Genomic DNA, 14,178 nt, shown 5'->3' on the forward strand with positions numbered 1-14,178 from the left:
GGCAACAGGGTTGCCTCTTTCCGAAATAACAAAAACTACTTAGCTCTTGCGGCTATCGGTCAACTTCACATCCGACAGGGGCACACAGCAGCAGGTCAGGATCACCCCGGCCGCTCGCTCCGCCGCCGACAGCGCCGGCGCCTCCGGCTGCTCCACCTCGCCGGACTCGAGCGTCTGTTTGCAGCTGCCGCAGATGCCGGCCCGGCAGGACCAGGGCAGACTCATGCCCTGACCTTCCGCCTGGGTCAGCAGATCCTGCCGGTTATTACCGACGAATTCCCGCTCTCCGATACGAATATTCACACTCAGTGTTTCACGTGAAACAGTATCGGTTTGCGGGCTGGCGAAATACTCCTGCTGCAGCATGCCCACCGGTACACCCAGCGCCAGCAGCCAGCTGCGGGCCTGCCGCATGAAGCCCGCCGGGCCACAGAGATAGGTCCGGCGTTGCTGCAAAGCGGAGATCCCTGCCAGCCGAGCCAGGCTCAGGCGACCACCCTCTCCTAGCGCCGGTCGGGTCAGCACAAATTCAAGCGTCAAACCCGGATGATCGACGGCCAGCTGTTCCAGCTTGGCCCGGGCCGGAATGTCCGCCTCGGTGCGGCACAGATGCAAGAAATGTACATCTTCGAGTCGTCCCTGATCCGCCAGCGCCCGCACCATCGACAACATGGGGGTGACACCGGAGCCGGCCGACAGCATCAGGTAACCTTCCGCCGGTTTGAGCATGAAGTCACCGGCCGGTGCATGCGCCAGCAGCTCGCAGCCCGGCTGCAATGCCTCTGCCAGCCAGTTCGACACCCGGCCATCGGGCTGACGCTTGACGCTGATGCTGTAACGGCCCGGTCGTGTCGGACTTGAACTCAGGGTGTAATAGCGCAAGTGGCGCTGCCCGTCGATATCCAGCGCCACCGGCAGATGCTGGCCCGGCTGGTAATCGGCCAGCGGCTTGCCGTCCACCGCCTCCAGCCAGTAGGTATCCATGTCCCGCGCCAGCGGTTCGCGCACCACACAACGCAACGACCGGCGTTTGGGCGCCGCATCCGGATAAATGGGCGCGCTGGCGTATTCCAGTATTTCCACCTCGTCATCCAGATGAATGTGCCCTTCGTTGAGCGGCACCAGATTCTGACCGAAATAGACCTCACCGTCCTCTCCCCTGCGGTAACGCAGCAGCGTCGCCAGCGGCTCCTTCATCCGGTTAAAGTGCTCGCAGCCCGGCTCTATGGTGGTCATCACGCAGCGGCTGCAAGGCTTGGCCACCAGAAACTCCACCTCACCGATACGAATGCGCCGCCAACCGTCCTCTTCGAAGGGGCGTACGCCTTTCACCACCAGGTTGGAACGGAACTGGGATATTTCCATGCGGGCATCGGCGCGCAGATTGAGATCGGCCAGCGAAGCTTCGGAGAGCAGCAGCAGCGGGTAGCCGTCGGCAAAGCTGACAGCAGTCCCCAGCTTGTCGCGATAACGCCCGGATTCTTCACCCACCCAGAGTAACTGCACCGGTTGTTCCAGGATCAGGCTGAACCAGGCATCATATTCAGGATGGGTACTCCAGGCGATAAACTGATCGTCCCACACGGATGTAGTGACCGGTTGCAGCCCAAACTGCCGCTGGCGCAACGCCAGCCGCTTATCGCCATACTGCAGATCCAGCCCACCGGCCACCGGCTTTACCATGATGGATTGAATACGAGGATGGGTGCGGGCGGTCACGAAGCTGCCATCCGATCGGGCCAACATATAGCGGCGGTCCCCGGTGATCCCCTCCCGGGAAACCCTGGCCTCCGCCACCAGCACTGCTGCCGCCGACTTGATTGGATAAATATTCAGTCCCGTGATCACCGCCATATTATTTCACCTTGCTCACTAGTATCAGTTTACAACAGCAGCCCAACGGGTAATGTTTGGGGCATACTGCCACTTTAATCGTATTTACGGAGTAGAAATGACCATAGAACGTCAACAAATTGGCCAGCGCATGAGCCGCATCGTCAAACACAACGGCACCATCTATCTGTGCGGTCAGGTCTGCAAGGATGCCACCAAGGATATTACCGAGCAAACCGTGACCATGCTGGACAAGGTGGATGAGCTGCTGCTGGAAGCCGGCTCCAGTCGCGAACATATGCTGTCTGCCACCATCTATCTGAAGACGATGGCCGACTTTGCCGCCATGAATGCGGTATGGGATGCCTGGGTGCCGGAAGGACACGCCCCGGCTCGCGCCTGTGTGGAAGCCGCCATGGCTCGCCCCGAGCTGCTGGTAGAGATTTCGGTGATTGCCGTCGAGCGCTGAGGTTCAGGTAGCACAAAAAATAAAAGCCCGGAATACCGGGCCTTTAGACGTCGATTAAGCGAAAGCTCGCTTACACCACGCCCTGCTCAATCATGGCGTCGGCAACCTTGCGGAAACCGGCGATATTGGCGCCCAGCACCAGGTTGTGGGGTTCGCCAAACTCGGCCGCGGTTTCGCTGGCACTGAGGAAGATGTTCTTCATGATCACCTTCAGCTTCTCGTCCACTTCCTCGAAACTCCAGCGCTGCATGCTGGCGTTCTGTGCCATTTCCAGCTGACTGGTCGCCACGCCGCCGGCATTGGCGGCCTTGCCCGGTCCGTAATGGATTCTGGCATCCAGGAACACTTCTACCGCATCCTGGGTAGAAGGCATGTTGGCACCTTCCGATACCCCGATGCAGCCATTGGCGACCAATGCCTGGGCATCGGATTCGCTCAACTCGTTCTGAGTCGCACAGGGGAACGCCAGATCGGCAGGCAAACGCCATACCGCGTTACCATCGGCAGGGTAGTCGGCGACAGGAATAAACCTGGCATCCGGGTGAGCGGTCAAATACTCGTTCAGGCGGACCTTGCGCACTTCCTTCAGCTCTTTCAGGGTATCCAGATTCACACCGGCTTCATGATAGATGGTGCCGCTGGAGTCGGAGCAGCTGACCGGAACCGCGCCCAGCTGATACAGCTTCTCTATGGTATAGATGGCCACGTTACCGGCACCGGACACCAGGCAGCGTTTACCGACCAAGGTGTCACCTTTGCTTTCCAGCATGTACTGGGCGAAGTAGACGCAGCCATAACCGGTCGCTTCCTTGCGAACCAGAGAACCGCCCCACAGCAGGCTCTTGCCGGTGAAGACACCGTCATAGTTGCCGGTCAGGCGCTTGTACTGGCCGAACATGTAGCCAATTTCACGGGCGCCCACGCCGATATCACCGGCGGGCACGTCGGTGGTCGGGCCTATATGGCGGTACAGCTCGTTGATGAAGGACTGGCAGAAACGCATGATTTCGCCGTCGGACTTGCCTTTGGGATCGAAGTTGGCGCCGCCCTTGCCGCCGCCGATGGGCAGGCCGGTCAGGGCATTCTTGAAGATTTGCTCGAAACCGAGAAACTTGATGATGCCGGCGTTAACGCTGGGGTGAAAACGCAGACCGCCTTTATAGGGACCCAGAGCCGAGTTGAACTCGATGCGATAGCCTTTGTTGACCTGCACCTTGCCCTGATCATCGACCCAGGGAACCCGAAACATGATCTGGCGCTCGGGCTCGATCATCCGCTCGATAATGGAATGCAGCTGATATTTTTCGTTGGTTTCCAGGATCGGCTGCAGCGAGTCCAACACCTCCTCCACCGCCTGATAGAATTCTGCCTGAGCAGGGCTGGTTTTTTTGAGCTTGGCGATGGTGTCATGAATATACGTCACGATATCTTCCTTGTTATTTTTTTGTAAACTTTATCCGGGGCATAGATGAAGACCCGCCGCTATTGAAATATGGATGTCATATCCGGTCAATGGCGCAGAGTAATAAAAGACAGAATATTTATGCATTATCTAGAGCTGAATACCGTGTATTCCCCCTGACCAGCGATCGTTCGAAGCAGTCTATGCTTGATCCTAGGCACAGGGAGAATAGCGTATGGACACCAAAGGGACTCTATCGACAGTAGAAGATACACGACTGGGACAAACCCTGATAGAGCAGGGGCACATATCGGATAAAGAGCTTGCCCGGCTGGAACGAATGCGCCAGAGACAGGCCGATGGCAGCTCCCTGGCGGCTCTGCTGCTGAACCTGGGCATGATATCGGAACGAGAGCTGGCCAGGTGCCTTTCCGAGCTGACCCGGCTGCCGCTGACCACCGTAGAGGAATATCCGCTTGCTCCTCCATTCGACAGTCCCCTGCCCCACCGCTTCCTGAAAGAACATAATCTGGTGCCATTGCGACAGGACAAAAATGAACTGGTGCTGGCGATGGTCGATCCCAGAGACGACTTCTCCGTTCGCGCCATGGCCATGATGTGCCAACAACCGATACGGGTACAGGTCGGGGTCAGCTCGGAAATCACCACCACCATCGAACGTCTCTACGGTGAAGGCCAGAGCAAGATGGGCGATATCCTCTCTGCGGTACAGCAAGAGGAAGAAACCGAAGAAAGTATCGCCCAGCTCAAGGACATGGCCAGCGAGGCGCCGGTGATTCGTCTGGTCAGCCTGATCATCCAGAAGGCGGTGGACCTGCGCGCCTCCGACATTCATGTCGAGCCGTTCGAAAACCGGCTCAACATCCGCTACCGCATCGACGGCGTGCTGCAGCAAAGCGAAGCCCCGCCGGTGAACATGACTCCGGCCATTATCTCGCGCATCAAGATCATGGCCCGGCTAAATATTGCCGAGCGCCGCCTGCCTCAGGACGGTCGCATCGAGCTTCGGGTTCAGGGGCAGGATCTGGATATCCGGGTGTCAACCGTGCCTACCATGCGTGGCGAAAGCCTGGTGATGCGGCTGCTCAACCGGGAAAACGTAGTGCTCGACTTTGACGTTCTTGGCTTTGCTACCGACACCCGGCAGCGTCTGCTGGAGGTACTGAAAATTCCTCACGGCGTACTGCTGGTCACAGGCCCCACCGGCAGCGGTAAGACCACCACCCTCTATACCGCCCTCAACCGGCTCAATACCACCGAGCGCAAGCTGATCACGGTGGAAGATCCGGTGGAATACCAGATGGAAGGCATCAACCAGATCCACGTCAAACCCGCCATCGGCCTGACCTTTGCCAGCGCCCTGCGCGCCATAGTACGCCAGGATCCGGATGTCATCATGGTAGGGGAAATGCGCGATCTGGAAACCGCCCGCATCTGCGTGCAGTCGGCGCTGACCGGTCACCTGGTACTCTCCACCCTGCACACCAACGACGCCGCCAGCAGTGTGACCCGTCTGCTGGAAATGGGGGTAGATGACTACCTGCTCACCTCCACCCTCAACGGCGTTATCGGTCAGCGTCTGGTGCGGGTGCTCTGCCCACACTGCAAGGAAGACTATGAGCCCCTGCCGGAGCTGGTGCGCGAGCTGAAGCTTACGCCGCTCGTTCCAGGCGAGCCGGTACGGCTGTGTCGCCCCACGGGCTGCGCTCACTGCGCCGGCACCGGCTACCATGGCCGCCTGGCCATTCAGGAGCTGCTGATCATGAACGACGAGATCCGCAAGCTGGTACTGAGCCATGCCGACGCCGGCCAGATCCAGCAGGCCGCCGTACGCCACGGCATGCGCACCATGTATGGTGACGGCCTGCTCAAGGCCCGCCAGGGAATCACCAATGTGGAAGAGGTGATCCGGGTCACCCAGGAGGCCTGAGATGGCGCTGTTTCACTTTCGGGCGGTCAGCCAAAGCGGCGAGCAACAGGAAGGCCGGCTGGAGGGGGAAGACCAGCAGGCCATAATACGGCAACTGCAACAGCGGGGGCTGATCCCACTCAGCGTGGAGTCCGCCGGCGAACACAGCGGCAGTATACTGAACATGAAACTGAGTCTGGCCCGCAAGGGCACGAGCGAGCGGCAGATTCAGGCCCTGACCCAGGATCTGGCGGCTCTGCTCAAGGCCGGAGTGCCATTGGAGCGAGCCTTGAGCATCATGATCCAGGTGCGCGACCGCGAAGACGACACGCGCCTGCTGAGCCGCATTCGCGAAGGTATACAGCGTGGCCAGCCGCTGTCGGCGGTGCTGGCCGAGCAGGACACCGGATTTTCGTCCTTCTATCTCAACATGATCCGGGCCGCCGAGATCTCCGGCAACCTGGAGCAGGGGCTGGCCGATCTGGCCGTTTATCTGGAACGTAGCCGGCTGCTACGGGAAAAGGCGCTGTCGGCACTGATCTACCCGGCCATTCTGCTGCTGGTGTCGGCGGCCTCGCTGCTGATCATCCTCACCTATGTCATTCCCCAGTTTCAGCAGCTGTTCGCCGACATGGGTCAGGCCATGCCCCTGCCCACCCGTATCGTCATCGGCAGCGCCGAATTTCTGCGCGATATGGGGCCATGGCTGTTATTGACCCTGCTGCTGGCGCTGATCGCCGGACAGCGCCTGCTGGCCCGGCCCGGCCCACGCCTGGCCTGGGACGGCTTCAAACTACGTCTTCCCCTGGCCGGAGAACTGATCCGCCGGCTGGAGGTCGCCCGCTTCAGCCGCAGCCTGGGCACCCTGATGAAGGGTGGTGTGCCTCTGCTCAATGCGCTCACCATAGCCCGCGATACCGTCAACAACCGCCTGCTGGCACAGTCAGTGGGCGAGGCCGCCGACAGCCTGAAAGAAGGCAAGCGGCTGGCCAATCCGCTGCAGGCCTCGGGTCTGTTTCCGCCCCTGGCGATACAGATGATCCGAGTTGGCGAAGAAACCGGTCAGCTGGAGACGATGTTACTGAAAGTGGCCGATCGCTATGATCGGGAAGTGGAAAGTACCATTCAGCGCTTGCTGACCATACTCGAGCCGGTGCTTATCGTCGGCCTCGGCGTCATCATCGCCGGCATCATCATTTCCATTCTGGTGGCCATACTCAGTATCAACGAACTGCCCATATAGGGAGATAAAAGGTGCATTACAAACATAAGGCTTCTCGGCCCGGCTTCACCCTGCTCGAACTACTGGTGGTACTGGTGATCCTCGGTCTGCTGGCCAGTCTGGTCGGCCCCCAGGTGTTGCGTCAGCTCAGTGGTTCCAAGACCAAGACGGCGGCCCTGCAGATCAAAGAACTCGGTACGGCGCTGGATCTGTATCGACTGGAAGTGGGCCGCTATCCCACCAGCAACGAGGGCCTGTCGGCGCTCATCAGCGCCCCGGCCAACACCCGGGGCTGGAACGGACCCTATCTGACCAAGAAAACGGTTCCCCAGGACCCCTGGGGCAACGACTACCAGTATCGCGCCCCCGGCCAGCAAGGGGAATTCGATCTGTTCAGCCTGGGCGCAGACAACCAGCAAGGAGGAACCGGTGAAAATCAGGACGTGGTCAGCTGGGAGTAATAGGAGCCAAACCGGTTTTACCCTGCTCGAGCTACTGGTAGTACTGACCCTGGCCACCTTGCTGATGGCGGTGGTCACTCCCCGCTTCAAAGCCCTGCTGCCCGGCGCCGAGCTGAAAAGCTACAGCCGGCAGACCGCCGCCCTGCTTCGGCTGGCCCGCAGCCAGGCCATAGCCAGCGGCGAGGAGGTAAGATTGGAACTCGACTCCGACGCTCGCCATTCCCGGATAACGGGCCAGAAAAAGCCCTCTTCCTGGCCGGAACAGATAGCAGTGTCTTTCGATGGGATTGCCAATGCTCAGGGGACCGATCTCGTCTTTTACCCGGATGGCAGTGCCAGAGGCGGCATCCTGCACATCTCCGGTAACGATCGTCACTACCGAATCGAAGTACACTGGCTGACCGGCAGGATAAACCTTCATGACTAGACAACACATGATCAGGAAACAGGGTTTTTCACTACTGGAAGTGCTGGTGGCCTTTACCATATTGACCATTACGCTGGGGGTGCTGCTCAACATCTTTTCACTGGCCATTCGCACCACCCAATCGGCACAGCAGCAGCAGAAGGCCATGTTGCTGGCGGAGTCGAAGCTGACCGAGCTGTATGCCGGTACCACACTACAACCGGGGCGAGAGCGGGGCTGGCTCGACGAATACTACTGGTGGGAAACCCGAGTCGAGGAATTCGATACCCGGGAACTGATGGACAACCAGTCCATGCTGCTTCCCTATCAACTGTCGGTGGTGGTGGGCTGGGGTCAACATGACCAGCAATATCGACTTACCACACTGCGGCTGATCAGGCAGGAGGCCAGATGAAACGACAACCAGGCTTTACCCTACTGGAACTGGTGGTATCCCTGACCCTGATGACCCTGCTATCCGGGCTGATGTTCGGCGGCTTCCGCCTCGCCGGCCGGGCTTGGGAAACGGTAGGCGAACGCAATGCCGGCAATAGTGAGCAGATACAGCTGCAACTGTTTTTGCGCAACCTGCTGGAACAGGCAGAGGCACGAGAGGTGCATCATCATCGGCAGACCCCGCTGTTATCCTTCCAGGGAACCGAGCACTCCCTGGTGTTTCTGGCCCCGCAACCCCGGCGACTGAGCACCACCGCCGAGCCGGTCTGGTTTTATCTGGCACTGGACAGCTCCGATCCCGATCACCCTGTGCTATCACTAAAATCACAGCCACTGGTTTTTGAGACAGAGCCGCAAGAACATACTCCGCCTTTCGACTGGTATCAGTTGCTGGACGACTTTCGCCAGCCGGATCTGATCCTCCCCCTGCTGGAACTGGAGATAACGTCGTTCAATCTGCATTACCTGCCGGCAGAGGAGCAGAACATGCCGACCTGGCAACCCGAGTGGCTGGAGCAGGATCAAATGCCGGCCCTGATCCGCCTGAAATTGGGCCCGGACTGGCCTCCCCTGGTGGTCGCCTCCCGCCGGCACCGTTACGAGATCAAGGATGAATATTGAACGAAACCGGGGCATAGCCTTAATCAGCGTGTTGTGGGTACTGACCCTGCTGACCCTGCTGGCCACCGGCTTGTCTGTGAACAGCCGAAGCCAGGCTCAGCAAAGCCGCTATATCACCCATGCGGCTCAGGTTCGCCATGCTGCCGACGCCGGAGTGCAACTGGCCATGCTGATGCTGGCGCAACCGAAAGAGCAGCAAACCTGGCTGGCCGATGGCAGCGCCCATCTGATCATGCTGGACGATATCGAAATCCGGGTAGCACTGTTCGACGACAGTGGCCGCATCGACCTGAACAATGCCGGCGTCGAGTTGCTGGATGGCCTGCTGGCCACTGCCAGGGTCGACGACGACCATCGTATCCGATTGGTGGACGCCATCATGGACTGGCGTGACGGCGACGATCTGCGCCGACTCAACGGTGCCGAAGCCGACGACTACGCCGCCGCCGGGCTGAATTACGGCCCGAGCAATGCTCCCTTCCAGTCGGTGAACGAAGTGCTGCGGGTACTTGGCATGACCCCCGACCTGTACCGGCGGATCCGCCACAGCCTGACCCTGCGTAATCCACGCAACAGCATCAACCCGCTTTATGCCCCACGCCAGGTGTTGCTGTCACTACCGGGCAGCGACAGCATGACCGTCGAGCAGTTTATCTCCGACCGGCGTCAAAGCCACGAAGAAGACCAGCCTCCGCCTGCAACTGATATGTTCCCTCTTTCCTTGCTCTCCGACGATTCATCCGGGGTCAACTACACTGTTCATACGGAAGCTCGAATGAATACGGTTTATCGCTACCGGCTGACAGCCAGCCTGCTTGACCGTCGCGGTACGCCCATTCTGGAACAGATAGCACAGGAATTCATCCCGCTGTTCACCGAGCCAGACGCTTAACGGAGATCCCTATGGATGGGGAAAAGTTTACCCAGCAACTGCATCATTACGGCCGGTTACTGTGGCAACCTCTGACGGCCTTCTGGCAATGGTGGAGCCAGCAGCTGTTCAGCCTCCTGCCCGCGTCAATCAGTCACCGTCTGCTCGGCCAGAAACAACGGATCTTTATTTATACCGAGCAGGAACATTACCGGCTGGAGCTGGCCCCTCACGGCGAACGGCTGCTGCTGGACGATCACGCAGAGCAGAATGGCTTGCTGGCCAACATGCTGCGCCAGGCAGACAGCATCCAGCTGTGCCTGAACGGAAAAGACATGCTCTACACTCATATAACCCTGCCCGCGGCCACCGCCGGCAACCTGGCCGATGTGCTGCGCTTCGAGATGGACCGGTATACCCCATTCAGCGCCGAACAGGTCTATTATGGCTATCGCATTGCCAGCCGGGATAAACAGCGGCCCCTCATCCAGGTTGAACTGCTGCTGGCGCCGCGAGCACAGGTGGACTCGCAACTGGCCGAGCTGAACCGGCTCGGGCTGGTGCCCACCGCCCTGGCCGATGCCGAGCATCCGCAGGCACCGCTGATTCCACTACAGGCTCCGACCAGCATCGCCATCAGCAAGGCTCGGCAGTTGAAGACCCTGCAGGGAGCCCTGGTGATTTTCATGCTGTTTCTGCTGTTCGCCGTGCCGCTTTACCAGCGACAGAACCGTATCGAGTCTTTGAGTGCCCAGCTGGAGATACCACGACAACAGGCAGAGCAAGCCTCGGCCCTCAAACGGCAACTGGAAGCATTGCAACAAAACCGGCAATTCCTGGCTCGGGAAGGAGCCAGGCAACCTTCGGCCCTGTTACTACTGGATGTCCTGACCCGCCAATTACCGGACCATACCTGGCTCAGCCGCTTCGAACTGCGTGACGGCACAGTACAACTACGCGGCGAGTCGGCCAATGCCTCCGAGCTTATCGGCATTCTGGAAGCCTCTCCGTTGTTCTTCGATGTGCGCTTTAGTTCACCAGTGACCAAGAATCCGGCCACCAGCAAGGATCGCTTCATGATCGATGCCCGTTTCGTCGAGGAGGATTCATGATAAACCTCAGCCAGCGCCAGCAACAGACGGCGGCTCTAGGCCTGCTGATAGCGGCTCTGCTGATGATATTCAACCTGCTTGTCCAGCCCCTGCTCGGCCTGTTTCTGCAACAGGGGGCTGCCATCAGGCAACTTGAAGACCGGCTCCATCGCTATCAACGGCTGTCGGCCGAACTGGAACAGACCGAACAGTCATTACAGCAGCTACACGACGCTACTCCCTATACCGGTCTTTACCTGCCGGAACGTCGACCCTCCCTGGCCTCGGCCTGGTTGCAGCAGCACCTGAACCGGCAGGTTAGCCGCAGTGGCGGCCAGCTGGTCAGTATTCAGAATGCCCAGCCCAATCTCGACGGCCCGCTGCAGGGAGTCATGTTACGGGTCCATCTGCGCAGCGAAATCAATCAGCTGGTCCCCCTGATCCATTCGCTCGAGTCGGGGCAGCCGGCCCTGTTCATGCAAGGCCTGGTAATCACCGCGAACCCGCGCCGAGCGATAGCCCGCAGCAACCACAACAGGGTGATCCGCCGCCAGAGGGCGAACACTCGGCAGATCCCCTCACTCGACGTGCGCTTCGATCTGGTCGGTTATACCCAAAGGGAGGCGCTATGAAACCCTGGTGGTTGCTGCTGGCCATGCCGGTACTGTGGCTGTCGTCCTCCCGAGCGCAGGACAACGGAGCTCTCACGTCGAGTTATCCCCCCCTCGAACAATTCGAGGAAATCATGGCCCGGCCCTTGTTTGACGACAATCGCCGCCCACAGGAGGACGAAGAGGAAACCGTCAGCGAGAGCGCCGCCGCCATGCGGGAAAAATGGCGCCTAAGCGGGGTGGTATGGGAAAACGACCAGCAACTGGCCCTGTTCAGTGAACGTCAGGGAGCAGGGAGGGCACGCATCAAGACCGGCATGTATCTGGACGGCAACTGGCAGCTGTCAGACATAGGGCTGGATGCCGTGGCCCTGAGCGACGGCAGCCAGAACCTGCGGCTGGAGCTGTGGGAACCCCGACAGCCCTCTACCCGGCCTGCCACCGACACCGCAGAGTTTCCCGCCGACAATACCGGCGCTCAGAACAAGAATCCGAACGAAGCAAACGCCGAACCGGACACCGACTCTGCAGAAGCGACCAGGGCGGATAACGACAACAAACAGGGAAGTAACGGGGAGCCACAATGACCAACTCATATCAGGCAAAATGGCTGCTTATCGGTATATCCTGCCTGCTGCTGATCGCCTGCACCAACCCGACCGGAGACAGGTCCGCCCTGGACAAACCCTGGGGCCAGGCCGGCGTCACCAGCAATTACGATCCGGTGCGGCTGCCCTCTCGTCACGACGACAATCTACCCAGAGCTGCCGCCACAGACCCGAACGTTCGCCCGGCCACCCGTTCCGAGATTTACCGCGGCACCGGAAATTTCGTCAAGCTCGGTCTGGCCGGCAAGACGCCGATGAGCACCGCAGCCCCCGGCGACATCACCCTCAACTTCCAGGGTTCCGACATTGCCGAGGTGGTGAAAACCGTTCTCGGCGACATACTGCAGCTGAACTACTCGCTGGACGAAAGAGTACGGGGCCAGGTGTATCTGCAGACCAACACCCCCATTCGGGAAGACGACCTGCTGCCTACTCTGGAAAACCTGCTGCAAACCCACGGTGCCGCCCTGGTACACAGCAACGGCCTCTTTACCGTGGTGCCCGCCGGCGAGGTCCCTGCCTCGGCCCTCAATCCGCGGCTAACGCCCACCGCCGAGCGCGGCTACCAGATGCTGATATTACCGCTGCGCTACATCGGCGCCCGGGAAATGGAAAAAATCCTCGAGCCGGTCAAGCCCCGCCAGGGCGCCATGATGGTGGACGACCGACGCAACATGCTCACCCTGATCGGCCGCCGCGACGAATTGGTCAACATTCGCGACACCGTCAATCTGTTTGATGTGGATCAGCTGCGCGGCATGTCGGTAGGGCTGTTCCGGCTGCAGGCCAGCAGCGCAGACGTGATCGCCAGTGAACTGCAGGCGATTTTCGGCGACGAGGCCGACGGCCCCCTGGCCGGCATGGTGCGCTACCTGCCCATAGAACGACTCAATGCCCTGCTGGTGATCACCCCGCAAGAAAATTACCTGACCGATGCCCGGGTGTGGATAGAGCGGCTGGACAGGGCCGAAAACCCGCGTGGCCTCAACATGTATGTGTATCACGTGCAGAACGGCAAGGCCGATCACCTGGCTACCCTGCTCAACCAGCTGTTTGACAGCCAGCGCCGCAACAACGCCGGTTCCCCTCTACCGCCGGCCACATCGCCCACGGAAGACGGAGCGCCGCTGCAGCTGGCCACCGGCATCAATGCCGCCAACCTGGACGTAGGCGAGGTAAGCGTTATTGCCGACACAGAACGCAATGCCCTCGTGGTAATGGCCGCCAGCGCCGATTACCAGAAAGTGGAACAGGCCATCAAACGGCTGGATCAGCTGCCACTGCAGGTATTGGTAGAAGCCACCATAGTGGAGGTGAGCCTGGATGACGAACTGCGCTACGGCCTGCAATGGTACTTCAAGAATCACCTGGGTGGTGGTCGCAGCGGTGTGGGTGCAATCGGCTCACTACCCATTCCCTCCCCCTTCGACGGCGGCCTGGACGTAAGCGCCAGCTACGAGGTGTTCAATGCCAGCGGTACCAGAGCCCTGCTCACCGCCCTGGCCAGCGATTCCAAGGTCAACGTGATCTCATCCCCCACGCTGATGGTGCTGGACAACCAGAAGGCACTGATCCGGGTAGGCGATCAGGTACCCATTCGTACCTCGGAGACCACCAACCTCAACAGCGACGTGGGCAACGTGACCAGCACCATACAATACAGAGACACAGGCGTGCTGCTGGAGGTGACCCCGCGGGTGAATGCCGGCGGCATGGTGGTGCTGGAGCTGGTGCAGGAGGTGAACGACGTGGCCACCACCACCAGCTCCAACATTCAGTCACCCACCATCACCCAGCGCAAAATCGACACCCGAGTGGCGGTGCAAAGCGGCGAAACCCTGGTATTGGGCGGCCTTATCCGCGAGAACAAGTCTCAGGACAGCCAGGGCCTGCCCGGCCTTCGCCATGTACCGATACTGGGCTGGTTGTTCGGCAGCAGCGGCACCAATGTAAGGCGTACCGAACTGGTGGTGCTGATCACCCCCACCGCCGTGGCCAACCCGGCCGATGCCCGCGCCGTGACCCGGGAATATCGCCGCAAGCTGCAGCAGGTGGCGATGTAGTGCCCGCACCTGCCATGCCGGCATGTCCGCCATCTAACGGAACCATACCGGTTATGCGACATTACTTATTGATTAGACAGGCTGAACAAGGCGTCGTGCCGAAATGACACTGGTTCATCGTCGTGGCCGCCGGT

General features: G+C 59.9%; 14 protein-coding genes. 12 read left to right on the top strand and 2 right to left on the bottom strand.

The annotated features are described in order from the left end of the window. Positions 1–39: 39 nt before the first annotated feature. Entirely contained in the window at positions 40–1,854 is a 1,815-nt protein-coding gene (locus ACLEIV_RS10450; RefSeq protein ID WP_410456593.1) for an MOSC N-terminal beta barrel domain-containing protein, read from the bottom strand. Positions 1,855–1,951: 97 nt separating this feature from the next. Here ACLEIV_RS10450 and ACLEIV_RS10455 point away from each other — a divergent pair, with 97 nt between their 5' ends. Further along, positions 1,952–2,302: a RidA family protein gene (locus ACLEIV_RS10455; RefSeq protein ID WP_410456594.1), complete on the top strand. Its 351-nt coding sequence runs from the start codon at positions 1,952–1,954 to the stop codon at positions 2,300–2,302. Between the two features lie 70 nt (positions 2,303–2,372). Here ACLEIV_RS10455 and gdhA read toward each other — a convergent pair whose 3' ends face one another. Next, the gene (gene gdhA, locus ACLEIV_RS10460; protein ID WP_410456595.1) at positions 2,373–3,725 is read right to left on the bottom strand and encodes an NADP-specific glutamate dehydrogenase; all 1,353 of its coding nucleotides are present in this window, start codon (positions 3,723–3,725) and stop codon (positions 2,373–2,375) included. A 214-nt stretch (positions 3,726–3,939) separates the two neighbouring features. Between gdhA and gspE the strand changes: the two genes are divergently transcribed. The 11 genes from gspE to gspD are packed head-to-tail and all read left to right on the top strand — an operon-like array spanning position 3,940 to position 14,044. Next, positions 3,940–5,655: a type II secretion system ATPase GspE gene (gspE, locus tag ACLEIV_RS10465; protein ID WP_410456596.1), complete on the top strand. Its 1,716-nt coding sequence runs from the start codon at positions 3,940–3,942 to the stop codon at positions 5,653–5,655. A 1-nt stretch (position 5,656) separates the two neighbouring features. Next, the gene (locus tag ACLEIV_RS10470) at positions 5,657–6,877 is read left to right on the top strand and encodes a type II secretion system F family protein (protein WP_410456597.1); all 1,221 of its coding nucleotides are present in this window, start codon (positions 5,657–5,659) and stop codon (positions 6,875–6,877) included. A gap of 11 nt (positions 6,878–6,888) precedes the next feature. Next, positions 6,889–7,317: a type II secretion system major pseudopilin GspG gene (gene gspG, locus ACLEIV_RS10475; protein ID WP_410456598.1), complete on the top strand. Its 429-nt coding sequence runs from the start codon at positions 6,889–6,891 to the stop codon at positions 7,315–7,317. Beyond that, on the top strand, positions 7,286–7,744 hold the full coding sequence (locus ACLEIV_RS10480) for a GspH/FimT family protein (RefSeq protein ID WP_410456599.1): 459 nt from the start codon (positions 7,286–7,288) through the stop codon (positions 7,742–7,744). Before gspG ends, ACLEIV_RS10480 begins: the two co-directional genes overlap by 32 nt. Next, positions 7,737–8,138: a type IV pilus modification PilV family protein gene (locus ACLEIV_RS10485; protein WP_410456600.1), complete on the top strand. Its 402-nt coding sequence runs from the start codon at positions 7,737–7,739 to the stop codon at positions 8,136–8,138. The genes ACLEIV_RS10480 and ACLEIV_RS10485 overlap by 8 nt, the downstream gene beginning before the upstream one ends. Beyond that, the gene (locus ACLEIV_RS10490) at positions 8,135–8,800 is read left to right on the top strand and encodes a prepilin-type N-terminal cleavage/methylation domain-containing protein (protein WP_410456601.1); all 666 of its coding nucleotides are present in this window, start codon (positions 8,135–8,137) and stop codon (positions 8,798–8,800) included. Before ACLEIV_RS10485 ends, ACLEIV_RS10490 begins: the two co-directional genes overlap by 4 nt. Further along, positions 8,790–9,692, top strand: a complete 903-nt coding sequence (locus ACLEIV_RS10495) for a type II secretion system minor pseudopilin (protein ID WP_410456602.1) — start codon at positions 8,790–8,792, stop codon at positions 9,690–9,692. The genes ACLEIV_RS10490 and ACLEIV_RS10495 overlap by 11 nt, the downstream gene beginning before the upstream one ends. A gap of 11 nt (positions 9,693–9,703) precedes the next feature. Next, positions 9,704–10,783 carry a PilN domain-containing protein gene (locus ACLEIV_RS10500; RefSeq protein ID WP_410456603.1) on the top strand — a complete coding sequence of 360 codons (1,080 nt, stop codon included), beginning with the start codon at positions 9,704–9,706 and terminating at the stop codon, positions 10,781–10,783. Next, a complete protein-coding gene (gene gspM, locus ACLEIV_RS10505) occupies positions 10,780–11,394 on the top strand; it encodes a type II secretion system protein GspM (RefSeq protein ID WP_410456604.1) in 615 nt (204 codons plus the stop codon). The genes ACLEIV_RS10500 and gspM overlap by 4 nt, the downstream gene beginning before the upstream one ends. Continuing rightward, the gene (locus ACLEIV_RS10510) at positions 11,391–11,960 is read left to right on the top strand and encodes a hypothetical protein (protein WP_410456605.1); all 570 of its coding nucleotides are present in this window, start codon (positions 11,391–11,393) and stop codon (positions 11,958–11,960) included. Before gspM ends, ACLEIV_RS10510 begins: the two co-directional genes overlap by 4 nt. Continuing rightward, positions 11,957–14,044, top strand: coding sequence for a type II secretion system secretin GspD (gspD, locus tag ACLEIV_RS10515; RefSeq protein ID WP_410456606.1), 2,088 nt, complete (start codon positions 11,957–11,959; stop codon positions 14,042–14,044). The genes ACLEIV_RS10510 and gspD overlap by 4 nt, the downstream gene beginning before the upstream one ends. Positions 14,045–14,178 lie beyond the last annotated feature (134 nt).

It is taken from the genome of Oceanisphaera submarina, assembly GCF_046521305.1.
Lineage (GTDB): Bacteria > Pseudomonadota > Gammaproteobacteria > Enterobacterales > Aeromonadaceae > Oceanimonas > Oceanimonas submarina.

Bases quoted from the DNA above. Each gene is read 5' to 3' on its own strand.
- ACLEIV_RS10450 (WP_410456593.1), bottom strand. From the start codon at position 1,854: ATGGCGGTGATCACGGGACTGAATATTTATCCAATCAAGTCGGCGGCA.
- ACLEIV_RS10455 (WP_410456594.1), top strand. From the start codon at position 1,952: ATGACCATAGAACGTCAACAAATTGGCCAGCGCATGAGCCGCATCGTC.
- gspE (WP_410456596.1), top strand. From the start codon at position 3,940: ATGGACACCAAAGGGACTCTATCGACAGTAGAAGATACACGACTGGGA.
- ACLEIV_RS10470 (WP_410456597.1), top strand. From the start codon at position 5,657: ATGGCGCTGTTTCACTTTCGGGCGGTCAGCCAAAGCGGCGAGCAACAG.
- ACLEIV_RS10485 (WP_410456600.1), top strand. From the start codon at position 7,737: ATGACTAGACAACACATGATCAGGAAACAGGGTTTTTCACTACTGGAA.
- ACLEIV_RS10490 (WP_410456601.1), top strand. From the start codon at position 8,135: ATGAAACGACAACCAGGCTTTACCCTACTGGAACTGGTGGTATCCCTG.
- ACLEIV_RS10495 (WP_410456602.1), top strand. From the start codon at position 8,790: ATGAATATTGAACGAAACCGGGGCATAGCCTTAATCAGCGTGTTGTGG.
- ACLEIV_RS10500 (WP_410456603.1), top strand. From the start codon at position 9,704: ATGGATGGGGAAAAGTTTACCCAGCAACTGCATCATTACGGCCGGTTA.
- gspM (WP_410456604.1), top strand. From the start codon at position 10,780: ATGATAAACCTCAGCCAGCGCCAGCAACAGACGGCGGCTCTAGGCCTG.
- ACLEIV_RS10510 (WP_410456605.1), top strand. From the start codon at position 11,391: ATGAAACCCTGGTGGTTGCTGCTGGCCATGCCGGTACTGTGGCTGTCG.
- gspD (WP_410456606.1), top strand. From the start codon at position 11,957: ATGACCAACTCATATCAGGCAAAATGGCTGCTTATCGGTATATCCTGC.